Genomic DNA, 24,099 nt, shown 5'->3' with positions numbered 1-24,099 from the left:
GCGAGAAGGTCTCCCCATGACGAAACTCCGAATCGCGGGCGGGCAGGTCCTCCGTCCCGACGCGAGCGTCGAACGCGCCGACGTACTGGTAGACTCCGAGTCCGGCGACATCGCCGCGGTCGGCGACCCCGACGAGGTGCCGGAAGGCGACGAGACCCTCGACGCCGAGGACGGACTGGTGATGCCGGGACTGGTCAACGCTCACACCCACGCCGCGATGACGCTCCTGCGTGGCTACGCCGACGACAAGGAACTCGACGCGTGGTTGCAGGAGGACATTTGGCCTGTCGAAGCCGAGTTCACGCCCGAGGACGTGCGCGCGGGGACCGAACTCGGCCTGCTGGAGATGATTCGGTCGGGCACCACCGCGTTCGCGGACATGTACTTCCACGAGGAAGAGGTCGTGGAGGCCGTCGAGGACGCCGGTCTGCGCGCCCGTCTCGGCTACGGCATCGTCACTGTCGGGAAAGACGAGGAGGGTGCGCGCGAGGACTGCGAGCAGAGCCTCGAAGTCGCCCGCGAGTTCGACGGCGCGGCGGACGGCCGAGTGAAGACCGCGTTCATGCCCCACAGCCTCACGACCGTCGGCGAGGAGTACCTCCGGGAGTTCGTTCCCGAGGCCCGCGAAGACGGAATTGCGCTCCACTACCACGCCAACGAGACCACCGACGAGGTGGACCCCATCGTCGAGGAGGAGGGCCAGCGACCACTCGACTACGCCCGCGAGTTGGACATGACCGACGAGTCGGACTTCGTGGCCCACGGCGTCCACCTCGATTCGACCGAAATCGACCTGCTGGCCGAGACCGGCACGAGCGTCGTCCACTGTCCGGCGTCGAACATGAAACTCGCCAGCGGGATGGCCCCGGTCCAGAAACTGCTCGACGCGGGCGTGACGGTGGGTCTCGGTACCGACGGCACGGCCTCGAACAACGACCTCGACGTGTTCGACGAGATGCGCGACGCCGCGATGGTCGGCAAACTGGCGGAGAACGACGCCAGCGCGGTCCCCGCCGAAAGCGTCGTCCGGATGGCGACCGAAGGGAGTGCGTCGGCGCTCGGGTTCGACAGCGGTCGCATCGAGGAGGGCGCGAACGCGGACCTCGCCGTCGTGGACCTCGACGCGGCTCACCTGACGCCCCACCACGACCTCGTGAGCCACCTCGTCTACGCGGCGCGCGGGTCGGACGTGCGTCACACGCTCTGTGACGGCGCGGTCCTGATGCGCGACCGGGAGGTGCTGACGCTGGACGCCGAGGCGGTCCGCGAACGGGCGGAGCGACGTGCCGCGGCCGCCGTCGAGCGCGCGGAGTAGCACGCCGTCTTCTCGCTTTCGAGAGACGAAACGCGACGTTGAAATCCAGTTTGAACGATTAGAACTGTCTTTAAACGGTTTAACTCTATCTTAGAGTTTCATTCTCCTCGCATGAACCACGAAAACGATATGTACGGCAGATGGGGTTTAATCCCTCGTTTCCCGTAGGACCGAGTGCAATGACCTCGAAGAAGCGAACCCTTTCGGTCGTCCTCGCGGGACTTCTGGTCCTGTCGAGTGTCGCGGCCGCAGGCGTAGGTAGTGCAGCAAGCGACGTGACCGCGAACGACTCGCTCGCGGTCACGGTCGGACAAGCCGACGACGACAGCGCGACTGTCACGGTCACGCACAACGGGTCGGCGGTCGAGAACGCCTCCGTCACCGTCGGCGTCACCGACGATAACGCCACGTACGCGGGCGCTGGCAACTACACCACCGATGCCAACGGCACGGTCGAACTCCCGGCCCCCGAACAGAACGTGACCGTCTCGGTCACGGTCGAGAAGAACAACGCCACCGGCACGGCGACCACGACGCTCGTCGCCGACGCGCAGGACGACTCGTCGCCGGAACCCCTCGGCGTCACCGTCGCGGAGACCGACACCGGTGCCACGGTAACGGTGACCCGGAACGACACGGCGGTCGAAGGCGCGTCCGTCACCGTCGCGGTCACTGACGACAACACCACGTACGCGGGCGCTGGCAACTACACCACCGACGCCAACGGCACGGTCGAACTCCCGGCCCCCGAACAGAACGTGACCGTCTCGGTCACTGCCGAGAAGGACAACGCGACCGGCACGGCGACTGCCACGCTCACCGCGGGCGCGGGCGAAGAGGATGACAAGAAGACGTTCGGCGACCTCGTGTCGTCGTTCGTCCACGAGATGCTGAACGCGGGCGACGATAGCGGTCCCATCGGACAGGTCATCTCGGACTTCGTGACGGAGAACAATCCGGGCAAGGCCGACGAGAAGCGCCCCGACCACGCTGGCAAACCCGAGGACGCGGGCAAGTCCGGTAACGCCACCGCCGAGAACGGCACCGACGAAGGCGGTTCGCAAGGTCCGCCCGAACACGCCGGTAACGGCGACGACAAAGACGACGAGAAGGGTAACGACGAGAAAGGCAACAACGGCAACGGTAACGGCAAGGGCAAAGGAAAGGGTCGCTGAACCGGTCAACTCCGCTGACGCTCCTCCACAGAGTTCCTGCTTTCACTCTCCACCGAACTTCCTGCTTCACTTTTCGGTGGAGGCTTTCGCTGATTTTTGACGTATGAATAGAGGTGCTAGAGTCATCTATAGTTAGCCAAAACATGCTTATTAATTGCTTTAGGATTCCTATTTCTTTCTTACCCTGACGAAGAGAACGACACGGCGACAGCGACGGGAGGCCGGTGACGGGACGAGACGGCGACAGGACGACGGTGACGGGACGCTAGCTTCAGGCTTGAACCAATCAGACCGCGACCGCACAGCACCGCGACCGCACAGCACCGCCAGCGCCTCACGCCTCCCCGACCGACTCCTTCGCTCCCTCCGGTCGCTCAGTCATCCACCGTCGGAAACGAGTTCCGACGAGCTGTTCTGAATCACTGATTCGCTACATCCCGAAAATCTTCGATGTTCGAGGACTTCGGTCGCTACGTTCCCGAAGACCTCGCGCGGATGGGCGCGGCCACTTGCGGGCCGCGCCCGCACGCGCCGGACGGAGACCGGACCGAAAAGTCCACCCTACTGTCTCCCTCGCCGTCCGCTGGCCCGTCGCGTCGGCCTTCGGTAGCGTTTTGGGCGCGGTGGCCGTTCTGTCACGCATGGCAGACTATCCGACGATAAGCGAGCAGGTAGAGGACGTAGACGCCGCTCGCACCGAGGGCCATCGCAAGATGGACTGGGCGCGCGAACACATGCCGATTCTGACCGCGATGCAGGCCGACTTCGAGGAAAACCAGCCCTTCGCGGGCCAGCGAATCGGGATGGCGATGCACGTCGAAGCCAAGACCGCCGTGCTGGTCGAGACCCTCGCCGAGGGCGGCGCGGAAGTCGCCATCACCGGATGTAACCCGCTCTCGACCCACGACGACGTGAGCGCCGCCTTGGACGAACACCCCAACATCACCTCCTACGCCAAGCGCGAGGTGGACGACGACGAGTACTACGCCGCCATCGAAGCCGTCATCTCCCACGAACCCACCATCACCGTGGACGACGGCATGGACCTTGTGGCGGCCATCCACGAGGACTATCCCGAACTCATCGACTCCATCGTCGGCGGGGCCGAGGAGACCACGACCGGCGTCCACCGTCTCCGAGCGATGGACGAGGACGGCGCGCTCGACTACCCCGTCTTCGCGGTGAACGACACGCCGATGAAGCGCCTGTTCGACAACGTCCACGGCACGGGCGAGTCCTCGCTGGCTAACATCGCCATGACCACGAACCTCTCGTGGGCGGGCAAGAACGTCGTCGTCGCGGGCTACGGCGACTGTGGCCGCGGCGTCGCAAAGAAGGCCTCGGGCCAGAACGCCAACGTCATCGTGACCGAAGTCGAACCCCGCCGCGCGCTGGAGGCCCACATGGAGGGCTACGACGTGATGCCGATGGCCGAGGCCGCCGAAGTCGGCGACGTGTTCCTCACTACGACCGGGAACAAGAACGTCGTCACCAGAGAACACTTCGAGAAGATGGACGACGGCGTTCTGCTCGCCAACGCGGGCCACTTCGACGTGGAGGTCAACTTAGACCAACTCTCGGACCTCGCCGTCAGCGAGCGAGAGGCCCGCGACGGCGTTCGAGAGTACGAGATGGAAGACGGTCGCCGCCTCAACGTCCTCGCGGAGGGCCGCCTCGTCAACCTCGCTTCGCCCATCGCGCTGGGCCACCCGGTCGAAGTCATGGACCAGAGCTTCGGCGTGCAGGCCGCCTGCGTCCGCGAACTGGTCGAGAACGGCGAGAGCTACGACGCCGGCGTCCACGACGTGCCCGACGAACTCGACGTGGAGATTGCCGAAATCAAACTCGACGCCGAGGGCGTCGAGTACGACGACCTGACCGACGAGCAGGCCGAATACATGGGTAGCTGGCAACACGGGACGTAGGTCCCGAGGTTATTTATGCCAGTATTACCCCTGCAGTTTGCCCCACAGGGGTAATCCTATACAAAACACTTATGCAGGAACATACACAATCTGTATGTGTACGGCGGCAAGGAAGACGATGATCCCTCAGTGAAGGGGTATGAGACTTCCAGCGCCGCCTGCTCGACGGCACGGTGGACGATGATCCCTCAGTGAAGGGGTATGAGACCATCAACGCCGTCGAGTGACGTTCTACAGACTCACATCGGATACGAAGTTAGCGGCATCTTCGCAATCGCAATCCTTGACGTAGTTTCGCCTCGAATACGCCATCAAATCAGCAACTTGGATTCCGGGGGTTTGACTACTATCTCGCGTCTCCATTTCGATAGCCGGGCCGTCGTTGTCCTCCAATAGTTCACAAACCTCGTCTGCTGGAGTTTCCCAAACGTGTGCGTCCGGAACGAGGTGTATCTCGCTGACGGTCTCTAAGTCGATAGTATCCGCGTCGGTAAGCGGACTCAAGATTCTAGCGAGAGCCAATCGTTGGAGTGCTCCCGGAGCGTCCACTTCGGGCATGTACTTCGATAATATCTGCTTTCCCAACTCCGGATTGCAATCGTGGTACGAACAACGAAGCGGTCTCGAGTCTTGCCACGGATACGGTGGGTCGGCGACTGTTCCGTCGTCGTAGATGAACCGTTCGAACGTTTCAAGAAAAGAGCCGATTTTGTCTTTCGGCAGTTGAGTTCCTTTGAGTTCTCCGACCTCGCCAAACCCGTCTGTGTTCGAGATGTACCGTGTTAATTCCCTCCGTGCGTTGTTGAGGACGTTCTGTGGGGAGTTCTTCGAGAGACACCAGCAACTGGCGACCGTGTAATGCTCTCCCCGTGAGTGGTGTCCACTCTCGTCTACGAAAATATAGAGCTTTTCCGCCATTCTCGACCGATACTTCGGGATAGATGGTAAGTTCAAATATATATTCCGTCTTCTGACTCGCACCCCGTTCCCAACAAGCATTTATCACTTCGATTCGACCCTCTACCTCGTGCAACGCCGCCAAGTCCTCCAGACCAGCGTAGCGACACTCGGCGCGGCCGTCGGTCTCGCCGGGTGCCTCTCGGGTTCGAGCGACGACCCGCAGACGAGACGACCCGACGACCGGAGCGAACCAGCAGACGACTCCGAATCGGCGGAGAACGTTCCCGAAGACCACGACGCCGACGACGCGGCCGAGACGCCGACCGATTTGACGGCCCCGCCGCGCGAGTCGGCGGTGTTCGCGGCCGTCGAAGCGTCCGGGACGCGACTGCTCGTCACCTTCGAGTCGAACCCGGTCGTGGAGTCCCGCGCAGACCTCGCCGGAACCACGACCCCGGCCGGGAGCGAGACGGCGACGAACGCGACGGCGAACGCCACAGCGACGAACGCCACCGCGACGACCGAAAACGCGACCGCGACCGCCACGACCGCGACTACCACGACGAACGCCACAGCGACCGCAACCCGAACCGAAACCTCGTCGTCCGCGCTCGGACTCCTCGGCGACTCGCTCGCCGGACTCGTTCCCGTCGGGACGGCGGCGGGTCGGAGTCCCGGACGAGGCGGCGGGGGTCGAAGCGGCGGCGGACGGAGCGGAAGCGGCCGGAGCGGACGCAGTGGCGGGTCTAAGAGCGGAAGCGGCCGGAGCGGACGCAGTGGCGGGTCCAAGAGCGGAAGCGGCGGAAGCCGCAAGCCCGACCCCGGCAAGCGAGGAAGCGGGGCGAGTCCGTCCCGCGGTCGAAACGGCCGGTACAAGTGGCGCGGCGGCGCGTACGCCGCGTGGCACGACCGGCACGCCCACGAGGTCCGGGAGTACGCCGCAGTCGTGGCCGACTGCGGCGTCGGCTACCTCGGCGACGTGGACGCGACCGAGGACGCCCTCCCCGGAGCGCGAGCGGTCGAGTGGGACCGGCGGTGCGACGGCGACCACGCCGAGATGACCTTCGAACCCTCCGGACCCGGTTGGTACCGGGTCGGCGCGCGACTCCGGTCCGGGGCGGGCGACCACGACTTCGGGTGGGAGGCCGTGGACGTGCGACTCCGCGACGGCGACGACGGGTTGGTCGTCGATAGCCAGTGGAAGGTCTCGCCGCGACTCTGAGACGCTCCGACCGTGCCCGTCGGCAGTCGCTAATGCTTTTCCGCCGGGCTACGTAGGTGGTCCCGTGACCCTCCAGTACGACCACGAACCGAGTGCGGAGGCCCGCCGGTACCTCGACGCGCTTGCGGCGGCGTGCGGCCACTACGAAGTAGACGCCGAGTCGAAGTACGTCACACTGCCCGACCCCGCGGGGCGCGTCCACTACCTGACCGCGGGCGAGGGACCGCCTCTGCTCGCGCTCCACGGTCTCGGTGCGACCGCGACCTGCTGGCTTCCCATGTTCGACGCGCTGACCGACCACTTCACCGTCTACGCACCCGACCGGCCGGGCCGGGGACTCTCGACTGCGGTGGACTACCGCGAGACGGGGTTCCGGGAGTTCGGCGTCGAGTACGTCACCGACTTCCTCGATTCGGTCGGCGTCGGAGAAACCGCGGTACTCGGCAACTCGCTCGGCGGGTTCCAGTCGCTCGCGCTGACGATTGACTACCCCGAGCGCGTGGACCGGCTCTGTGCCATCGGCGCGCCCGCCGGACTCTCGCAGGACGTTCCGGTCTTCTTTCGACTGTTCGACCTGCCGGTGGTCGGCCGGTGGCTGTTCGACTACTTCGAGTCCGAGACTGTCTCCGATGCCCGCGAGGAGTTCCGACGCATCAACGTCGAAGACGACTCGGCGGTCCCGGACGCCTACCTCCGGCCGGGACTCGTCGGCGAGGACCTGCCCGGCCAGCGCGAGAGTCTCTGGTCGCTGATGAAGTCACTCGGGTCGGTCCGGGGGACGCGACCCCAGTTCGACCTGCGCGAGGGGGTTCGAGCAATCGAGACGCCCACTCGGTTCGTCTGGGGAACCGAGGACTACTTCTGGCCGCCGTCGGTTGGTCGGCCGGTCGTCAGCGCGATGGCGAACGCCGACTTCGTGACCCTCCACGACCACGGCCACATGCCGTGGCTCGAACCCGGCGACGAAGCGACCGAGGCGGCCGTGGACTTCCTCGCGGGCGAGGTCGGACCGCCGTAGTCAGGGTTCCTCCCCGCCGCGGACGACGTGACCGTACTTCAACAGGGCGACGAAGACGGTGCCGCCGATGGCGTTTCCGACCGTAGCGAGTGCGAGAAAGCTCGCGTACTCCGCGAGGGTGATGGACGGCGAGACCAGCGTCCCGGCCAGCACTTCGACGTTCCCCGCGATGGAGTGGGGGAGGTGTGCGAGACCGATACCGGTCGTGACTAGCCACACGACCGCGATACGCGAGATGCTCTCTTTGGCGGCCGTGAGAAGCCACGAGAGCAGGCCCATCAGCCATCCGGCGACGACACCGCCCGCCAACAGGAGCCACGGACCGTGAGCCGTGAGGTTCGTGGCGATTTCGCCGAACGCCGAGGCGTCCACGATGCCGTAGGCCGGAGCGAAGTACACCATCGAGACGGCGAAGACGCCGCCGCCGAGGACGTTTCCGGCGTAGACGAGCGTCCAGAGTCGAGCCAACTGTCCGACGCTCGCTCGGCCGTCGAGAACCGGGAGGGTGGCGCGCGTGGTGTGTTCGGTGAACAGTTCCGACCGACCGCCGATGACGAAGATGAACCCGACTGCGTAGGCGTTGGCGACGACGATTCGCGTCAGCGGCTCGCCCCACGCCCCGCCGACCAGCGTCAGTAACACCGCCATGAACAGCGGACCGAACCCGATGTCGAGACCGGCCGAGATGCCCGAGAGAAACAGTCCGTCGGCCGAGCGTTCGAGTTCCTCCAACCCCTCCTGAATCTCCTGAGCGAGTATCTCCTGTTTGGACTTCTGACCTTCCCCCGGAGGTTCGGTCTCGATGCGCTCGTCGAGTTCCTCCTTCGCCACGGTAGGGATACTCGGAACAAACGTAGAAAAGCAGTCCGGCCGGGGAGGACTCTCGCGCCGCCGGTCGGACCGCCGGTTTCACTTCCGCCGCGCTTGCGAGGGACTTAACACGCCGAAGGCGGAGAGAGTAGCGTATGTCTAACTCCAAGGGCGACCGCCGGGAGCGCGAACTCGTCAACCGACTTGACGAGGCCGGGTTCGCGGTCATGCGCGCGCCCGCCAGCGGAAGCGCGACCGAGCGCGAGCTTCCGGACGTACTCGCGGGCGACGGCGACGCCTTCTACGCTATCGAGGCCAAGTCGAGTTCGGGCGACCCCATCTACCTCACGGGCGAGGAAGTCGAGGCCCTCGTCTACTTCGGCCAGAACTTCGGCGCGAAACCCAAAATCGGCGTGCGGTTCGACCGCGAAGACTGGTACTTCTTCCACCCCGCGGACGTTCACGAGACCGACGGCGGCAACTACCGCGTAAAGAAGGAGACTGCGCTCGAAGACGGCGACCCACTCGACTCGCTGAGGGGTGACGACGGGGACGGCGACGACGACCACGACATCAGGGACGTGCTACGAGCCGTCGAACAGGGCGTCCTGTCGCCCGACGAGGCGGCGGCGATGTTCGAGTAGGGCGACATCTCCCGTCGGACTGGTCTCGTTCGGTTTGCCTTTCCTCCGCGGTCGTTAGTTGATATGGAAAGATACTTTTACTGCCGTGACTATTTAGTCAATGTCGGTGACACGGACGAGGAACGACCCGGTTGTCGCGTCACTCACGGCCACGTCACCGACGCACAGCAATCCGACGATTCGTTCCGGCACTCGGACGGGATTCCGAGCAACTCCATCGCGGCGGTGGCCTACTGTGGGACACGACCGACGGAGGGCCGGGCTACCGCCGCTTTTCCTATCACCTCCGGCGTGCGCTACTGGTTCGCTCGTCGGCTACGTCGTCTCGAACTACGCCGCCCTCTCGAAGTCGGCGAGTTCCGACTGGTCGTCGCGGCTCCGGACCCCGCCCCTGCGCGCGAGTCGTCCCCGCGGGAACGAGTAGCGCCGCAGGTGGTGCGGTTTCAGGTCGTCGGTGCCGAGTCCCGCCGGGACGGGGTACATCGCTTCGACCACCACGTCGTCGGGCCGGTAGCTCTCGTTGTTGGGATAGGCCGCGACCGTACAGTCCCGGTCGGTAATCTCCACCTCGTCGGCCCGGCGGCCGGTCGTCCGGACGACGACGAGTAGGTCGCCCGTCTCGCGGTCGATGACGCTCTCGCCGGGGTCGAGTCCGCACTCCCTGCAGAAGTACGGTCCGTCGGCGTTCTCGTCCACGAAAATCTCGTCGCCGCAGTTGCGACACGCCACGGCCCGCTGGCCGGGCGGCGGGACGAGTCCCTCGTTGACCTCCATGGCGACCCGCCGGACGTGCTTGCACCGGACGCCGCGGAAGTTGTGGTCCGGGCAGGTACACCGCCCGCCGGGGAGGTCCACCGAGTAGGCGTTTCCGCTCTGGCTCTCGACTTCGTAGACCCCGCCGCCGAGCGGCGTGACCGCCATGCGCTCGAAGCGAGCGCGTCGGGACCGGGCGTCGGTCACGCCCTCTGCGGCCGGGAGCGATGCGCGCGTTCGTTCGGAAGCTGTTGTGTTTGCCATAGGCTTCCCACCTCGTGCGGCGACCGAAAGCCGAAGAACCAGCGTCACCCCCCAATCGTCGCTCTCCCGGTCGATTCCGCGTACAGAGTGGTAGGGGCCGGACGCTCCTAAGTCTTGCACCTATCAGGAACGCTAGAGCCGCGTATCCCGGCGGTAATGCCCCGATAACGGGTAAATTCGGCGTCGAAGTGCGCGGATAATTCCGGCGTCCGCGGACGGCCGACCCCCGTTTCGGCGGGGCGACCGACTCCCGTTTCCCGCGAACTTTCGACTCGCACGCCAGCGACTGCACGCGAGCGAGGAGCGCCGAAGGCGCGACGAGCGAGCGGACCGAGGAACCCTCGGAGGGCCGTGCCCCGGCACGGCCCGGAGAGGGTGACGACGCGTTTTTGGTCGAGCTTTTGCAAGGGCGCGGCTCTCGGGCCGCGCCCGCAGGAAAAGGTCGTTCCGAAGCCCTTTTGCCGGTACCCTCGGAAGGCCCCGGCATGGAAATCGACCAGGAGACGCGCCGCGAGATTCTCGTCGGCGTGGTGTCTGTCGGCGTGTTCATCGCGCTACTGATGTGGGTGGGCGCGACGTACGGCGACGGCAGTCTCACGCAGACGGGTGCGATAGCGGCCGTGGGCGTCATCGTCGTCTTCGTGCTGTTGATGGCTGGCGTCGGCTACTGGATGGCACAGCAGTACTGAAACCGGGTTCTCGGGGGGTAGTCTGACCGTTGGTTCCCAGAGGCGTCTCTCTCTTTCTCGGGCGTTTGGCTCGTTTTGGACGACGAACGGTGACTGTGGACGGCAGAAGATGTCCGAGGACTGGTTACAGGTTCGACTTGACGGAGACGGACCGTGACTGTGAACGACAGCAGGTGACAGGGACCTAGCTTCAGGCTTGAACCAATCAGAACCGCACAGCACCGCCACTGAGGACGACGGTCCGTGACTGTGAACGACAGCAGGTGGCAGGGACCTAGCTTCAGACTCGAACCAATCAGAACCGCACCGCAACCGCGAACCACACCCTCCCCAACCGATTCTGTCGCTTCCTCCGGTCGCTCAGTCATCCCTCGCACGAGATGGCGCGCCACGGAGGCGCGCCAGCGCGCGCCGACGTGGATAGATATGTCTTAGAGCAACAAAAACATTGCTCAAAGAATTCGAAACGTTTCTAATCCCCTCGTCAGCCGACGTTTCCGGCATCGGACAGCGCCTCTTCGTAGTAGGCCAGCGGGTGGGAAATCCCGTCACACCGGGCGTCTACCGTCGGGTCCTCGTCGTCGGCGACCGGGCACTCGCCGTAGGCCTGCATCGTCTCGCAGGAGGGCGGGGCGTACTGCGCGCCCGACTCGTCGCCGACGCGGTTCGCCCGGTAGCGGACCGACCGCGCTCGGGTGTCGCTGTCCACGCCGCAGAGCGCCAGCAGTTCGTCGGTGTCGGCGTTGGCGCTGGTCAGGAACGCGACTAGCGCGAACTCCGCGTGGTCCGGAAGGCTCTCGCCCGCCTGCGCTCGCTCCATCAGCGACCCGACGCACGGCGGGAAGCAGTCGGGTTCGAGGACAGGGATGTTCCGCGAGATGTCGATTTCCGAGAACGTCTCTTCGAGTTCGGCCACCTCGTCGGTCAGTCCCGCCCGAATCTCGTCGGGGACGCGGGTCGGCAGGCCCGCGGCGACTCGCTTCCGGACCGCCTCCCGGAGCAGGTCGTACAGGTCCGACTCCGAGACTTTGACCGTCCCGTCCGCGAGTTGCCGGGTGGCGAGCGTCCACGACTCGCCGCCGAGGTTCGACGACAGCGCGAGGTAGCGCCCGACCGCGACTCGGTAGCCGTCGCCGTCGGCCGTCTCCCGAACGTCGCCCGAGAGGTCGAACTCCGCGAGGAGCGCGTCGAGCGAAATCGACTTGTCGGCCGTGGACTTCAGGCCGTCGTCCGGGTTTCGGAAGTCGTCCGTGAACCGCTCGTAGGCGGTGTCGGCCTCCGCGCTGGCGTACTTTTCGACCGCACCGGGCGCGTCCACGAGCGACACCAGCACCCGAGCGACCGGGTACGAGAGCAGTTCCGCCCGCGGGTTCCACCGCTGTTCGGCCTCGGGGTCGGGCCTGACGGTCCCGTCGATGAGTGCGCGGCGCACCCGCTCTACGCCGCGTTCGACGGCCGGATGGCGCTCGTCGCCCGTGACGATGGTAGCGAGACCGATGTCGGCCTCGCGGACGCTCTCGCGGGCCGCCGCGAGAAACGGATACCGGGCGTGAAGCGGGTCCATACTCGCTCCGTGTCGGCCGACCCCGATAAACGCGACGAATCCGATGGAAGCCGAGACGAGCGAGACGAATCCGATGGGGTTGATACGGCCGACGGCCCACGGTCCGGACGTGACCGACGCGACTCACCTCGTCCGCGCCTACTACGACGCCATCGACGCGGGCGACTACGACCGATTCGCCGACCTGCTCGCGCCCGGCGTCGTCCACGAGCGACCCGACCGGACCATCGAAGGCCGCGAGACGCTGGTCGGGTTCATGCGCGACGACCGGCCGCGGAAAGACACCTCTCACGAGGTCCGAACGGTCTTCGGACCGACCGACGGCGAAACCAACGCCGCGGTGGTCGAGGGCCGACTGCTCGCGGCCGACGGCACCGAGTTGTTCGCGTTCGCCGACGCCTTCGACATCGAAGACGGGCGAATCGCCCGAATCCGGACGTACACCCGATAACCCCCGACTTACTCCAGTTTTCCGGACAGCACCTTCGCCGCGGTCAGCACGGGGTCCCACGTCGGACTGAACGGCGGCGCGTACGACAGGTCGAGGTTCTGAACCTCCTCGACGGTCATCCCGGCGTGGAGCGCGGTCGCAACCGTGTCGATGCGCTTGGCGACGCCTTCCTCGCCGACCATCGCCGCGCCGAGCAACCGACCCGACTCCCGGTCGCCCACCATCTCGACGGTGATTGGCTTGCCGCCGGGGTAGTAGTGAGCGCGCGACTCGGCGGTAATAACCTTCGACACCGGGTCGAACCCGGCTTCTTCGGCCACCTCGGGGTCCGTGATGCCCGCCCGAGCGACTTCGAGGTCGAACACCTTCACCGCCGCCGTGCCGACGATGCCGCCGGTCTCGGTCCGGTCGCCCGCCACCGTCGCCCCGATTGCTCGCCCGGCCCGGTTCGCGGTTAGCGCCAGCGGAACCCAGTCGGGCGCGTCGGTCACGACGTTTCGGGCCTCGGCGCAGTCGCCCGCGGCGTAGACGTGTTCGTCGTTGGTCCGACCGTACTCGTCGGTCGCAATCGCGCCGGTCTCGCCGACTTCGATGCCCGCGCGCTCGGCGAGTTCGGCGTTCGGCGCGACTCCGGTGGCGACCAGCACCGCGTCCACCGCGTGGTGCCCGGCGTCGGTTTCGACGCCCGCGACCCGGCCGCCCTCGCCGGAAATCGCCTCGACCATCGTGTCGAGGTGGAGCGAGACGCCCTGCTCGCGGAGGTGGTCCTCGACCTCCTCCGCGATGGCGTCGCCGAAGGGGTCGAGGACGTGCGGGAGCATCTCGAACACCGACACGTCGAGACCCCGAGCGTCGAACGCTTCGGCCATCTCCAGACCGATGTACCCGCCGCCGATGATGCCGACCGACTCGGGCGAGTCGAGCGAATCAGGCGAGTCGAGCGAATCAGGCGAGTCGGGCGAATCAGGCGAGTCGGGCGAATCGACCGATTCGCCCGACTCGCCCGCAACCGAGTCCCGGACCGCTCGGGCGCTCTCCATCGAGTGGAACGTGAAGACGCCATCGAGGTCCATCCCGTCTATCGGCGGCCGAATCGCCCGCGCGCCGGTCGCCACGAGCAAGTCGTCGTACGACTGTTCGTAGGTCCCCTCGTCGTTCTCCACGGTCACGGAATCGGCCTCGCGGTCGATTCCGACCACCTCGCTGTGAGTCCGGAGGTCGATGTCGCGCTCCTCGCGGAACCGCTCGGGCGTGATGGCCACGAGGTCCTCCAACTCGCCGATGTCGCCCTTCACATAGTAGGGCATCCCGCACGCGCCGTACGAGACCCACTCGCCCTTCTCGAAGACGATTACCTCGAGGTCCGGGTCCTCGCGCTTGGCCTTGCTCGCCGCGCTCATCCCCGCCGCGTCTCCGCCGACGACTACGAACGTTTCTCCCATGGAAGGGTGTACGCGCTCGATACTTAAAATAGAATTGTGCGATTCTCGCAAGATGGGTTCCGGCAATCGGCCCCACTCGGCCATCAAGACTTATGCCTCCATTTCGCCTCTCTAGGACGATGGGCCTCTTCAGAGACCTCGGGCAGAAAGTCGAGGAGTTCAAGCAAGCCTCCCAGACCGTGGCCGACGAGGAAGCGACCCACGAGTGCCGGGACTGCGGCGAGCGATTCTTCGCCGACCGCGAGACGTGTTCGGAGTGCGGCGGCTCCGACGTGACTTCGCTGGAAGGGTGAGCGAATCCGCCCCGCCGACAGTGACGCGGATTATTCCTTCTCGCCCGCGCCGAGGGCGCTCTCGCCGACTGGTTCGTGACCTTCGATGACCTCCTTGCCGCCCATGTAGGGCCGGAGGGCTTCGGGAACCGTCACGGTGCCGTCGTCGTTCTGGTAGTACTCGAGGACGGCGACCATCACGCGCGGCAGGGCCAGTCCCGAGGCGTTGAGCGTGTGGAGGTACTCGGTCGATTCGTGGCGCTCGGGCCGATAGCGCAGACCTGCGCGCCGTGCCTGAAAGTCCTCGAAGTTCGATGCCGTCGAGACTTCCAGCCATCGGCCGCCCTCTTCGGGACCGTCGTCCATGTCGTCGCCGGGTGCCCAGACTTCGAGGTCGATTTGCTTTGCGGCCTTGAAGCCGAGGTCCCCGGTGCAGAGTTCGAGGACGCGGTAGGGCAGGTCGAGGCGTCGGAGGACTTCCTCGGCCTCGTCGAGCAGTTCGTGGAGTCGGTCGTAGCTACCCTCCGGTTCCACGAAGTTGACCATCTCGACCTTGTTGAACTGGTGGACCCGGACAATGCCGCGGGTCTCGGTGCCGTGTTCGCCCGCCTCGCGCCGGAAGTTCGGCGTGTAGGCCTGATGTTTCAGCGGCAGGTCGTCTTTCAACAGGATGTCGTCGCGGTACATGTTCGTGACCGGCACCTCCGCGGTGGGACAGAGCCAGAGGTCCTCGTCTTCGAGTTTGTAGGCGTCGTCCGCGAACTTCGGCAACTGGCCCGTCCCGGTCATCGACTCGCTGTCGATGGGGATTGGCGGGAACACGTCCTGATACCCCTGCTCGCGGTGTACGTCCATCATGAACTGCATCAGGGCGTGTTCGAGTTGACAGCCCTCGCCTTTCAGGAAGTAGTAGCCGCTTCCGGTGGTCTTGGCCGCGCGGGCCTCGTCGATGATGTCCAACTCCTCGCCGAGTTCGTAGTGGGGCGTCACCTCGTCGGGCAACTCGCGCAGGTCCTCGAACCCTTCCCGGCGGGTCTCGACGTTCTCGTCCTCGTCGTCGCCCTCGGGGACGCTCTCGTGGGGGACTTGCGGGACGCGCAGGAGGGCGTCTTCGAGTTCGTCCTCCAACTCGTCGGCGCGCTCCTCGACTTCCTCGATTTCGGCCTTGAGTTCCTGCGAGCGCTCGATGGCCTCGTCGGCCTCGTCGTGCTTTCCGGCCTGCTTCAACTCGCCGATTTCGTCGCTGACTTGGTTGCGCTCGTGGCGCAGGTCGTCGCCGCGCGCCTTCAGGTCGCGCCACTCCTCGTCTTTCTCCAGTACCGCGTCGAGGTCCACGTCGGCCCCGCGCTTGCGGAGTCCCTCGCGGACCGCCTCCGGATTGTCGCGGATGTAGTTCCGGTCTAGCATTCCTACTCTCTCAATTTTGCTCCCGGCAAAAAACCGTATCGTTCGTGGGGCAAGGGTTGGCAGGGGGTGGCAGTCGGGATTCGGCGTTTTAGGGCAGTCGGGATTCGGCGTTTTAGGGCAGTCGGGATTCGGCGTTTTAGTTTGGATTTCTCCGGCGCGCGCTGGCGCGGCGCTCGTGCGCCGCGCCAACCCGCGCGAGGGACGGCGGCCGCGGATGCGGCCGCCGAGGTTGGGGAGGCGTGAGGCCGTCGCGGTGTAGTCGCGGTGCTGTGCGGTGCGGTCTTCACTGGTTCACGCCTGAAGCGAGCGTTCTCTCGACCTGCGGTTCCGACCGCCGACTCACCCGGCCACTCGCCTTCCTGTCTCCCCGTCGAGAATCCCTTTGCCGTCTCTTCGTCCACCCCCTAATTTTCCGCGGACGAACCGATTTTACCCCGGCGTGACCATCGACGACCATGGCCAGAGGTGACCTCCGGGAGACTACGACCGACGACTGTTCGGGCCTCTACTACGTTGAATCTCCAGCGCAGAGTCACGATAGTAACTTCGCGGTTACTCACGCAAACATTGATACACATTAGAACCAAACGTGTACACATGAGTCAGAAGCACGTTACCACTCGCGTCTCCGAAGACCTCTACGAGAAAATAGAGCGAATCCAACAGGAAGAGCAGACGGACCGTTCGACTGCCGTCAAGCGCCTACTTGAACGCGGTGTTGGCGATTGGCAAATCGAAACCGCAGTTAGACGTTACCGCGAAGGTACCATCTCGCTAGGTCGTGCGGCAGAACTCGCAGATGTTTCCGTTTGGCGCTTCCTCGACACTCTTGACGAGCGTGGCGTCGAAATGAACTACGACGAAAGCGACCTCGAAGCCGATATTGCGGCAGTGCGCGAAAATGAGTGAGGTCGTTATCACTGACGCGACGGTACTAATCTACCTCGCCAAACTAGACGACATCGACTATTTAAATAGATTGTTCGAAGAAGTGTATGTTCCCGAAACGGTCTACGAAGAAGTCGTTACGCACGGACTTGAAGAGCAGTACGCCGACGCACTGTCGGTCGAAGAAGCCACTGAAAGTTTTATCGACGTTCGGAAGCTCACCGACGAGACGGAGGGCCGGGCCGACGAGATTCAGGAGTCTTCCGGGCTTGAACGCGGTGAGTGTACCGCAATTGCACTGGCTGAAGACGAGAGAGCACGTTGTCTCACCGACGACCATGCCGCACGAAAGACCGCGGAGTCGCTGAATGTCGATGTAGGTGGAACGATTTACGTGTTACTCGAAGCACTTGACCGGGGGCAACTCTCTTTCGAGGGGTACGTTGAGAAGTTAGACGACCTCACGGACAACGGATTCCGGATGAGTGCGAGCCTGTATCGAAAAGCAGTCGATGCAGGTGAAGACCTCACCCCCTAATTTTCCGCGGACGAACCGCTTTTACCCCGGCGTGACCCATCAACGACCATGACGAGAGGCGACCTCCGGGAGGTCACGGTAGGCGACTGCTCGGACCTCTACTACCTCGACACCGGGATGTACGACACCGACGAGTACGGCGCGGTATACATCTACGACTCTGCGCGGCCCGCAATCGTGGACACGGGCATCGGCACCCACCACGAACTCGTCTTGGACGCGCTGGACGAGTTGGACATCGCCCGCGAGGACGTGGCGGTCATCGCGCCGACGCACGTCCACCTCGACCACGCGGGCGGCGCTGGCTACCTTGCCGAGGCGTGTCCCAACGCCGAGGTGATGATTCACGAAATCGGCGCGCGCCACCTCGTGGACCCCTCCCGACTCGTCGCCGGGACGAAGGCCGCCGTCGGCGACCAGTGGGAGTTCTACGTCGAACCGAAACCCGTCCCCGAGGAGCGCGTGGTCGAACTCAACGCCGGAGACACCATCGAACTCGGCGACCACCGACTCGACGTGTACCACGCGCCGGGCCACGCGCCCCACCAGTGCATCTTCCACGACCGGGACGACGACGCGGTGTTCACCGCCGACGCCGCGGGCCTGTGGGTCCCCTCGAAGGGCATCATCCACGAGACTTCCCCCCCGTCGAACTTCGACCTCGAACAGTGTCTCGCGGACCTCGAAACCATCCGCGACCTGAACCCCGAGGTACTGCTCTACCCCCACTTCGGCCCGCGCGAGTACGAGCAGGGCGCGATGGACGAGTACGCCGAGGTCCTGCGCGAGTGGGTCGCCGAAGTCGAAGCGAAGTACGACGAGTTGGGCGACCCGGAGGCCGTCGAGGACTACTTTGCCGAACAGACCGACATGGCCGACGTGTGGGGAGAACGGAAGGCCAGCGAGGAAGCGCGCCTGAACGTCCGCGGCGTCGTAACCTATCTAGACGAACGTTAGGAATAGGTATCTGATTTCTTGAGAATTGTTTTTATTTTTCAAAGGAACAAATAGATTTGTCTTGTGGTGTCGGGGTTTTCCGGGTATCTCTGGCTACAGACTTGAGTTGCATCGGTGGACAGAGCGAAGCTAACAGGCTTGAGCCAATCAGACCGCACAGCACCGCACCGCCACCGCGGGCCACACCCTCCCCAACCGACTCGCTCACTGCGTTCGCTCGTCCACCGGCAGACAATCCGGTCTGCCGAGCAGTCGGCGCACAGCGCCGACGACCTCGCGCGGTTGGGCGCGGCCATCCGCGGGTCGCGCCCGCACGCACCGGGTCGAGGGTTCTACCGAGCGACGACCGGTTGACCGTTCCACCATCGCAGACGCTCGGCCGACCAACCGCCGTGGGTGAGGTAAAGGGGCCGCCCGCTCGCGGGCCGCAGGCCCGTGGTCGGCTCTGCGGGCACTATTCGAGCGAGCAAAGCGAGCGAGAATATCCCGCAGAGCGACCGCGAGCGGGCGGGGGCTTTCGAGGACTTCTTCGTCGCAGTTCCAGTGGTTGCGGTGCTGACACGTAGCGAGCGGGCAGGTCGTTCGAGAAGTTCCCGGCCAGCACGTCCCCCACAACCACTTTCGTTTCCGGTACCACCAGCGGTTTACCGCGGGCTACCGTCGCACTTGCTGATTCTTCGATGGGAGCGCAACTCACCGAACCGGTCAGAATCGGTATCGTCGGCGCGGGCAACCGCGGCCGGAACCACGCGGCGCGCTACGACCTGATTCCCGGCGCGGAAATCGTCGCCGTCGCCGACGTAGACGAGGCGAAGGCCCGCGCGCTCGCCGACGAGTGCGGTGCCGAGAGTTACGCCAGTCACCGCGAGATGCTCGACGGGGCGGACCTCGACGCCGCGAACGTCTGCGTCCACGCCACCCTCCACGCCGACATCGCGGTGGACGCCCTCGAAGGCGGGACGCACGTCTTCTGCGAGAAGCCGATGGCGGGCGATTACGCCGACGCGCGCCGGATGGCCGACGCCGCCGACCGGACCGGCAACCGCCTCGCGGTCCAGAACCAACTGCTCTACACGAAAGAGACCCGCGCGGCCAAAGCCCTCGCGGAGGCGGGCGAACTCGGCGACGTGTACCACGGCATCGCCGCCCGGTCGCCGGGGTTCTCGTTCGCTGGGGAGGGCGACCCCGAGACGACCCGACTCGGCGCGCGCCGCCGCGGGACGCCCTACGTGGACGGCTACGGCTCTCCGCCCTTCGTTCGCCAAGAGTCGGCGGGCGGCGGCGTCGTCCTCGACTTGGGGAGTTACACCGTCGGCCAACTGCTGTACCTGATGGGGTCGCCCGACGTGCCCACGGTCGAGCGAGTCCGCGGCGAGACGTTCCGGACCGTCCCCGAGCGATTCGACGCCGGGGGCGCGACCGGTGACGACGGCGAGGCGAGCGAGTACGCCAGACGCATCGAGGAGAGCGGCTACGACGTGGAGGACGTGAGTGCCGCGTTCGTCACCTTCGAGGACGGGTCGGTCCTCTCTGTCCGGACGAGTTGGTCGCGCTACCTCGACGACGAGTCGAGCGCCGTCGTCGGCACGAAGGGCGGCGTCCGCCTCGACCCCTTCGAGTACTTCTCGACGGTCGCCGACGTGGAGATGCGCGCCAGCGCCGACCTCGAAGAGTATCTCTTCCGCCAGCAGTTCCTCGACGGCGAGCGCGGTCGAGTCGCCTACGAGTCGGGTCTCTGGGCCGACCCGCTCTACCACTGGGTCGGGTCGCTCCTCGGCGAGGACGACGCCCTGCCGACCGACTCCCCGCCGACCGCCGACCTCGCGCTGGAGTCGATGGTGGTCGCAGACGGTATCTACCGCTCGGCGGAACTCGGCCGGGAGGTCACGCGCGAGGAAATCGTCGAATCCGCTCGAGGGTCCGACACTCCCGAGTAAACGCGGATGAACGGCCGGGAAGTTCGGGAGTAGCTTAATGTCGCGCGGTTCTGATACGATGGTATGGAGTGGCGTGACGCGGAACGGGACTACGAGGACGAGGTTGTCGGGGAGTCCACGCTGTCCCGGTTGTTCGAGGAGAGCGCGGCCCGGCACGAGAACCGTCCGGCACAGCAGTACAAAGGAGGCATCTACGACCGGTCGCTCGCGGGGAGCGCGATTCCCGCGGCGGCCGACGGGGAGTTTCGACCCCTCTCGTACGCCGAGATGCGCGACATCGTACGGTCGCTCGCGGCGGGCTTCCGGGACCTCGGCGTCGAAGCCGACGACCGGGTAGGTATCTTCGCCGACACCCGGATGGAGTGGGCGCAGGCCGACTTCGGTCTGCTCGCGGCGGGCGCGGTCGTGACCACCGTCTACCGCGGGTCCTCGCCCGACCAAGTGGAGTACCTGCTCGGCGACCCCGACGCCGACGGCGTGGTCGTGGAGAACGCCGAACTGCTGGAGCGCGTGGTGTCGGTACAGGACTCGCTCGACCTCGACTTCGCCGTCGTGATGGACCGCGAGGTTCCCCGGACCTCGAACGCGAGCGGGGAGCGAAGCGACTCGCAAGACGGACTCGGCGCGGACGGCGAATCGCTCGCCGACCGCGCCGACTTCGACGTGCTGACGCTCGGCGACCTCTACGAGCGCGGGAGCGAGGCGTTCGACCTCGACGAGTACGAGTCGTGGCTCGACGCCCGCGACCCGGAGGACCTCGCCACCCTCATCTACACCTCCGGCACGACCGGCCAACCGAAGGGTGTCAGGTTGTCCCACTGGAACTTCCGGTCGAACGTCAACCAGTGCTACAAGCGGTTCGGTCCGCGACCCGACAAGGGCGACCTGCCGACCATCAGCGAGGAGTCCCGGACGGTCTCGTTCCTCCCGCTAGCCCACGTCTTCGAGCGACTGGCGGGGCACTTCCTGATGTTCGCCAGCGGCGCGACCGTCGCCTACGCCGAGGACCCCGAGACCCTCCAAGAGGACTTCCAGCAGGTCGAACCGACTACCGGCACCAGCGTCCCGCGGGTGTACGAGCGCATGTACGACGCCATCCGCGAACAGGCCGAGTCCTCGGCGGTCTCCGAGCGACTGTTCGGGTGGGCCACCGAGGTCGGCCGCGAGTACTTCGAGGCGGAGAACCCCGGTCCGGCGCTCCGCGCCAAGCGCGCCGTCGCCGACAAACTCGTCTTCCGGAAGGTCCGGAACGGACTCGGGGGTAACATCGACTTCCTCATCTCCGGCGGTGGCAGTCTCTCGGCCGACCTCTGTGCGCTCTACCACGGGATGGGACTGCCGATTCTGGAGGGGTACGGCCTGACCGAGACTTCGCCGGTCATCTCGGTGAACCCGCCAGAGGACCCGAAGGTCGGCACCATCGGACTCCCGGTCGTGGACGCGGAGGTGAAGGTAGACGGTTCGACCGTCTCTCAGGCCATCTTCGCGGACGCCGACGGCGAGGTCGGCGAACTCCTCGTGAAGGGACCTCAAGTGACCGACGGCTACTGGGAGATGCCCGACGCGACCGACCGCGCGTTCACGGACGACGGGTGGTTTCGGACCGGCGACATCGTGGAGTTGCGGCCCGACGGCTACGTCGCGTTCGAGGAACGAGCGAAGGAACTGCTGGTCCTCTCGACCGGCAAGAACGTCGCGCCGGGACCCATCGAGGACGCCTTCGCCGCGAGCGACGTGATAGAACAGGTCATGGTGGTCGGCGACGGCCACAAGTTCGTCTCGGCGCTCGTGGTTCCGAACTTCGAGGAGGTCCGCCGCCGGGCCGAACGGAAGGGAATCGACCTTCCCGACGATGACCGAGAACTCCGGCGACACGACCGCGTGCGCGAGTGGATGGACGAGGAAGTCGAGCGAATCAACCAGCAGTTCGAGTCCCACGAGCAGATAAAGCAGTTCCGCGTGGTCGGCGAGGAGTTCACCGAGGACAACGACTTGCTGACCCCGACGATGAAGAAGAAGCGCCGGAACATCTTGGACCGGTTCGCCGACGAAATCGACGCAATCTACGAGCGCGAGTACGAGACGGCCTGACTGCGCTCGCGCCCGCCGACCTCTTTTGCCGCCCGTCGGGTACATCGGTCGCTGATTCGACTCTCCACTGACTCGCGCTCTGTCGGTTCGACCGTCGTTGTTCTCCTCTCCTTCTATAGCATAAAATTTTAAACATATTAAGAATAAATGCAAAGTTTTATTTAATTAAAGTTTTATTGAGTGGTCGTATGTCTGATAATGGACCTAGTAGACGAAGCGTGCTGAAAGGTATGGGAAGTGCTGGCGTCGCCGGTGTCGCGGGAATGTTCTCGGTCTCTGTCGCGGCGGCCGAAGGCCCCGAAGACGAACCCATCACGATGCTGGAGAAGGGTCGGAAGATGGCCCTCGCCAGAAAGCTCTCCCGGACCGAGCAGTTCGACGCCCTCCTCGAAGTCGCCAACGAGAAGGGCTACGAGTTCTCGTGGGACCTCGAAAAGCTCGACGCCGCGCGAGTCGAAGCCGGTGACTTCCGACGCGAACTCGTCGCGTACAACTTCGAGACCGACGAGAACCGCCGCGCGGCCATCGTCATCGGCCGGGACCTCGACACCGAGGCGGTCGAACTCGCACAACTCGACTTCGAGACCTACGGCGACGACGGCGTGTTTCAGAAGACCGAACGCTACGAGGCGGCGACCGAAGTCGAGGCGACCCAACTCGGCAAGCCGACGACCGACAGTGGCGTCTCGCACACGACCATCGAACCCGACCCCGAGTCCGTCACCGCCCTCGCACAGCAGGATGTCGGCACCACCGATTGGACGGACTTCCCCGACTACCTGAACATCAGTTACTGTAGCGGCTGTTACTGGGCGACCAACAAGACCTGCCGACTGCTCTGTAGCACGGTCGGTGCCTTCGCCTGCGGTGCGCTCGGCGTCACTGTCGTCGGTGCCGTCTCCTGCGTCACCTTCGTCAAGGCGGTCTGCTACGTCGCCAACTACGTGAGCGGCTGCGGCGACGACCTCGGTGCGACCATCTGTAAGCACCCGCTCATCGACGTTTGTCCCGACGACGCCTCCGGAAACATCATCGACGTGGACATCCCCTACTTCTAACCGACGATTCGTCGGTTTTCCGTCGCAACCGCGAGACTCGGCTACGCGACTGCGAGCAATCCCCCTCCGACTACACAGGCCGCGACCGCCGCGACCAGCGGAAACGCCGACGCTCGGAGGCGACGCCGGGCGACCGTCCGCGGCGACTCGTCGGCTATCACGGCTGGGTCGGCGAGGACGACGCGACCGTCTCGACGCTCGGGTCGACCCGCGACGACGTGGACCTCTCCCGGGTCGATTCGGCGCTCGGTATACCGCCGCGTCCCGATACCGAGCGGAGCGAGGAGACCGCCCGCAGTGGGCGACAGGTCGCCGCGGGCCGCGACGAACGACCGGATGCGCTCCGGTGGGTCGTCGCCCGCCGGTACGGTGACGGTCTCGCTCTCGGTGTCGAGTCTGAACCGTCTCGGGTCGGGGTCGACTCGGACCCGACCGCGGTCGTCGCGCAACTCGAAAGGCACCGTCGCCACGCCGTCGTCGAGTCGAGTCCACGTAAACGGAATCTCGGACGGCGTGAGTTCGCGCTCGCTAATCTCGTATTCGAGGCCGAGACACTTCTCGCCGGTGAACGGTGCAGTCAGCGAATCGCCGACCGACTGGGCACGCCCGCGACAGACTACGAACTCGTCGGCGGCACTCACTGACGCCGGACCGACGGTTTCGGCTCTCACGAGTCGCGCCACGACCGCGAGTGGTCGGAGACCGTACCAACCGAACGCGACGCCCGCGAGGAGGAAGACGCTCCCGAGTACGGTAATCATCTTGTGGGCGGGCGTTCG

General features: G+C 65.3%; 22 protein-coding genes. 15 read left to right on the top strand and 7 right to left on the bottom strand.

The features are described from left to right. Positions 1–16: 16 nt before the first annotated feature. From P2T60_RS13845 to P2T60_RS13835, 3 genes are all read left to right on the top strand, one after another. Positions 17–1,315, top strand: coding sequence for an amidohydrolase (locus tag P2T60_RS13845; protein ID WP_276279839.1), 1,299 nt, complete (start codon positions 17–19; stop codon positions 1,313–1,315). 179 nt (positions 1,316–1,494) lie between these two features. Further along, complete coding sequence (locus P2T60_RS13840; RefSeq protein ID WP_276279838.1) at positions 1,495–2,490, top strand: hypothetical protein; 996 nt, start codon at positions 1,495–1,497, stop codon at positions 2,488–2,490. A gap of 641 nt (positions 2,491–3,131) precedes the next feature. Further along, on the top strand, positions 3,132–4,415 hold the full coding sequence (locus P2T60_RS13835; protein ID WP_276279837.1) for an adenosylhomocysteinase: 1,284 nt from the start codon (positions 3,132–3,134) through the stop codon (positions 4,413–4,415). 231 nt (positions 4,416–4,646) lie between these two features. Here P2T60_RS13835 and P2T60_RS13830 read toward each other — a convergent pair whose 3' ends face one another. Further along, entirely contained in the window at positions 4,647–5,333 is a 687-nt protein-coding gene (locus P2T60_RS13830) for a DUF3800 domain-containing protein (protein WP_276279836.1), read from the bottom strand. 109 nt (positions 5,334–5,442) lie between these two features. Between P2T60_RS13830 and P2T60_RS13825 the strand changes: the two genes are divergently transcribed. Continuing rightward, positions 5,443–6,537, top strand: coding sequence for a hypothetical protein (locus tag P2T60_RS13825; protein WP_276279835.1), 1,095 nt, complete (start codon positions 5,443–5,445; stop codon positions 6,535–6,537). Between the two features lie 64 nt (positions 6,538–6,601). Beyond that, positions 6,602–7,555 (top strand): alpha/beta fold hydrolase, encoded by a 954-nt coding sequence (locus tag P2T60_RS13820; RefSeq protein WP_276279834.1) that lies wholly within the window; start codon positions 6,602–6,604, stop codon positions 7,553–7,555. Here P2T60_RS13820 and P2T60_RS13815 read toward each other — a convergent pair whose 3' ends face one another. After that, a complete protein-coding gene (locus tag P2T60_RS13815) occupies positions 7,556–8,386 on the bottom strand; it encodes a formate/nitrite transporter family protein (RefSeq protein WP_276279833.1) in 831 nt (276 codons plus the stop codon). It abuts the gene before it with no gap. Between the two features lie 134 nt (positions 8,387–8,520). Between P2T60_RS13815 and hjc the strand changes: the two genes are divergently transcribed. Beyond that, positions 8,521–9,009, top strand: a complete 489-nt coding sequence (gene hjc / locus P2T60_RS13810; protein ID WP_276279832.1) for a Holliday junction resolvase Hjc — start codon at positions 8,521–8,523, stop codon at positions 9,007–9,009. Positions 9,010–9,339: 330 nt separating this feature from the next. Here hjc and P2T60_RS13805 read toward each other — a convergent pair whose 3' ends face one another. Further along, positions 9,340–10,026 (bottom strand): SWIM zinc finger family protein, encoded by a 687-nt coding sequence (locus tag P2T60_RS13805; RefSeq protein ID WP_276279831.1) that lies wholly within the window; start codon positions 10,024–10,026, stop codon positions 9,340–9,342. A gap of 485 nt (positions 10,027–10,511) precedes the next feature. On the opposite strand from P2T60_RS13805, the gene P2T60_RS13800 reads away from it, so the two are divergent. Further along, on the top strand, positions 10,512–10,715 hold the full coding sequence (locus tag P2T60_RS13800) for a DUF7472 family protein (RefSeq protein WP_276279830.1): 204 nt from the start codon (positions 10,512–10,514) through the stop codon (positions 10,713–10,715). A gap of 484 nt (positions 10,716–11,199) precedes the next feature. On the opposite strand, the gene P2T60_RS13795 is transcribed toward P2T60_RS13800, so the two are convergent. Beyond that, complete coding sequence (locus P2T60_RS13795) at positions 11,200–12,279, bottom strand: DNA primase large subunit PriL (protein ID WP_276279829.1); 1,080 nt, start codon at positions 12,277–12,279, stop codon at positions 11,200–11,202. A gap of 43 nt (positions 12,280–12,322) precedes the next feature. On the opposite strand from P2T60_RS13795, the gene P2T60_RS13790 reads away from it, so the two are divergent. After that, on the top strand, positions 12,323–12,730 hold the full coding sequence (locus P2T60_RS13790) for a nuclear transport factor 2 family protein (RefSeq protein ID WP_382210280.1): 408 nt from the start codon (positions 12,323–12,325) through the stop codon (positions 12,728–12,730). 8 nt (positions 12,731–12,738) lie between these two features. On the opposite strand, the gene P2T60_RS13785 is transcribed toward P2T60_RS13790, so the two are convergent. Continuing rightward, positions 12,739–14,172: an FAD-dependent oxidoreductase gene (locus P2T60_RS13785; protein WP_276279828.1), complete on the bottom strand. Its 1,434-nt coding sequence runs from the start codon at positions 14,170–14,172 to the stop codon at positions 12,739–12,741. 119 nt (positions 14,173–14,291) lie between these two features. On the opposite strand from P2T60_RS13785, the gene P2T60_RS13780 reads away from it, so the two are divergent. Further along, positions 14,292–14,465 carry a PhlB family protein gene (locus P2T60_RS13780; protein WP_276279827.1) on the top strand — a complete coding sequence of 58 codons (174 nt, stop codon included), beginning with the start codon at positions 14,292–14,294 and terminating at the stop codon, positions 14,463–14,465. A gap of 30 nt (positions 14,466–14,495) precedes the next feature. Here the strand turns inward: P2T60_RS13780 and serS are convergent, their stop codons facing one another. Next, entirely contained in the window at positions 14,496–15,851 is a 1,356-nt protein-coding gene (serS, locus tag P2T60_RS13775; RefSeq protein WP_276279826.1) for a serine--tRNA ligase, read from the bottom strand. Between the two features lie 597 nt (positions 15,852–16,448). Here serS and P2T60_RS13770 point away from each other — a divergent pair. The 6 genes from P2T60_RS13770 to P2T60_RS13745 all read left to right on the top strand — a co-directional run bounded on the left by P2T60_RS13770 (position 16,449) and on the right by P2T60_RS13745 (position 23,320). Further along, the gene (locus P2T60_RS13770; RefSeq protein ID WP_276279825.1) at positions 16,449–16,760 is read left to right on the top strand and encodes a UPF0175 family protein; all 312 of its coding nucleotides are present in this window, start codon (positions 16,449–16,451) and stop codon (positions 16,758–16,760) included. Beyond that, a complete protein-coding gene (locus P2T60_RS13765; RefSeq protein WP_276279824.1) occupies positions 16,753–17,277 on the top strand; it encodes a PIN domain-containing protein in 525 nt (174 codons plus the stop codon). The genes P2T60_RS13770 and P2T60_RS13765 overlap by 8 nt, the downstream gene beginning before the upstream one ends. 48 nt (positions 17,278–17,325) lie before the next feature. Next, positions 17,326–18,234: an MBL fold metallo-hydrolase gene (locus P2T60_RS13760; protein ID WP_276279823.1), complete on the top strand. Its 909-nt coding sequence runs from the start codon at positions 17,326–17,328 to the stop codon at positions 18,232–18,234. Positions 18,235–18,914: 680 nt separating this feature from the next. Beyond that, positions 18,915–20,171 (top strand): Gfo/Idh/MocA family protein, encoded by a 1,257-nt coding sequence (locus P2T60_RS13755; RefSeq protein ID WP_276279822.1) that lies wholly within the window; start codon positions 18,915–18,917, stop codon positions 20,169–20,171. A gap of 63 nt (positions 20,172–20,234) precedes the next feature. Beyond that, positions 20,235–22,262, top strand: coding sequence for an AMP-dependent synthetase/ligase (locus P2T60_RS13750; protein WP_276279821.1), 2,028 nt, complete (start codon positions 20,235–20,237; stop codon positions 22,260–22,262). 230 nt (positions 22,263–22,492) lie between these two features. Then, on the top strand, positions 22,493–23,320 hold the full coding sequence (locus P2T60_RS13745) for a halocin C8-like domain-containing protein (protein WP_276279820.1): 828 nt from the start codon (positions 22,493–22,495) through the stop codon (positions 23,318–23,320). A 41-nt stretch (positions 23,321–23,361) separates the two neighbouring features. Here P2T60_RS13745 and P2T60_RS13740 read toward each other — a convergent pair whose 3' ends face one another. Continuing rightward, entirely contained in the window at positions 23,362–24,081 is a 720-nt protein-coding gene (locus tag P2T60_RS13740; RefSeq protein ID WP_276279819.1) for a GIDE domain-containing protein, read from the bottom strand. Positions 24,082–24,099 lie beyond the last annotated feature (18 nt).

The sequence above is a fragment of the Halorussus caseinilyticus genome, assembly GCF_029338395.1.
Lineage (GTDB): Archaea > Halobacteriota > Halobacteria > Halobacteriales > Haladaptataceae > Halorussus > Halorussus caseinilyticus.
Note: the sequence above shows the minus strand (reverse complement) of the source record. Positions and strands in the feature narration are given on the sequence as shown.

Excerpts from the sequence above, each read along its gene's own strand:
- P2T60_RS13755 (WP_276279822.1), top strand. The coding sequence starts at position 18,915 with ATGGGAGCGCAACTCACCGAACCGGTCAGAATCGGTATCGTCGGCGCG.
- P2T60_RS13750 (WP_276279821.1), top strand. The coding sequence starts at position 20,235 with ATGGAGTGGCGTGACGCGGAACGGGACTACGAGGACGAGGTTGTCGGG.
- hjc (WP_276279832.1), top strand. The coding sequence starts at position 8,521 with ATGTCTAACTCCAAGGGCGACCGCCGGGAGCGCGAACTCGTCAACCGA.
- P2T60_RS13770 (WP_276279825.1), top strand. The coding sequence starts at position 16,449 with ATGAGTCAGAAGCACGTTACCACTCGCGTCTCCGAAGACCTCTACGAG.
- P2T60_RS13800 (WP_276279830.1), top strand. The coding sequence starts at position 10,512 with ATGGAAATCGACCAGGAGACGCGCCGCGAGATTCTCGTCGGCGTGGTG.
- P2T60_RS13830 (WP_276279836.1), bottom strand. The coding sequence starts at position 5,333 with ATGGCGGAAAAGCTCTATATTTTCGTAGACGAGAGTGGACACCACTCA.
- P2T60_RS13795 (WP_276279829.1), bottom strand. The coding sequence starts at position 12,279 with ATGGACCCGCTTCACGCCCGGTATCCGTTTCTCGCGGCGGCCCGCGAG.
- P2T60_RS13790 (WP_382210280.1), top strand. The coding sequence starts at position 12,323 with ATGGAAGCCGAGACGAGCGAGACGAATCCGATGGGGTTGATACGGCCG.
- P2T60_RS13840 (WP_276279838.1), top strand. The coding sequence starts at position 1,495 with ATGACCTCGAAGAAGCGAACCCTTTCGGTCGTCCTCGCGGGACTTCTG.
- P2T60_RS13780 (WP_276279827.1), top strand. The coding sequence starts at position 14,292 with ATGGGCCTCTTCAGAGACCTCGGGCAGAAAGTCGAGGAGTTCAAGCAA.
- P2T60_RS13740 (WP_276279819.1), bottom strand. The coding sequence starts at position 24,081 with ATGATTACCGTACTCGGGAGCGTCTTCCTCCTCGCGGGCGTCGCGTTC.
- P2T60_RS13760 (WP_276279823.1), top strand. The coding sequence starts at position 17,326 with ATGACGAGAGGCGACCTCCGGGAGGTCACGGTAGGCGACTGCTCGGAC.
- P2T60_RS13845 (WP_276279839.1), top strand. The coding sequence starts at position 17 with ATGACGAAACTCCGAATCGCGGGCGGGCAGGTCCTCCGTCCCGACGCG.
- P2T60_RS13745 (WP_276279820.1), top strand. The coding sequence starts at position 22,493 with ATGGGAAGTGCTGGCGTCGCCGGTGTCGCGGGAATGTTCTCGGTCTCT.
- P2T60_RS13765 (WP_276279824.1), top strand. The coding sequence starts at position 16,753 with ATGAGTGAGGTCGTTATCACTGACGCGACGGTACTAATCTACCTCGCC.
- P2T60_RS13785 (WP_276279828.1), bottom strand. The coding sequence starts at position 14,172 with ATGGGAGAAACGTTCGTAGTCGTCGGCGGAGACGCGGCGGGGATGAGC.
- P2T60_RS13835 (WP_276279837.1), top strand. The coding sequence starts at position 3,132 with ATGGCAGACTATCCGACGATAAGCGAGCAGGTAGAGGACGTAGACGCC.
- P2T60_RS13805 (WP_276279831.1), bottom strand. The coding sequence starts at position 10,026 with ATGGCAAACACAACAGCTTCCGAACGAACGCGCGCATCGCTCCCGGCC.
- serS (WP_276279826.1), bottom strand. The coding sequence starts at position 15,851 with ATGCTAGACCGGAACTACATCCGCGACAATCCGGAGGCGGTCCGCGAG.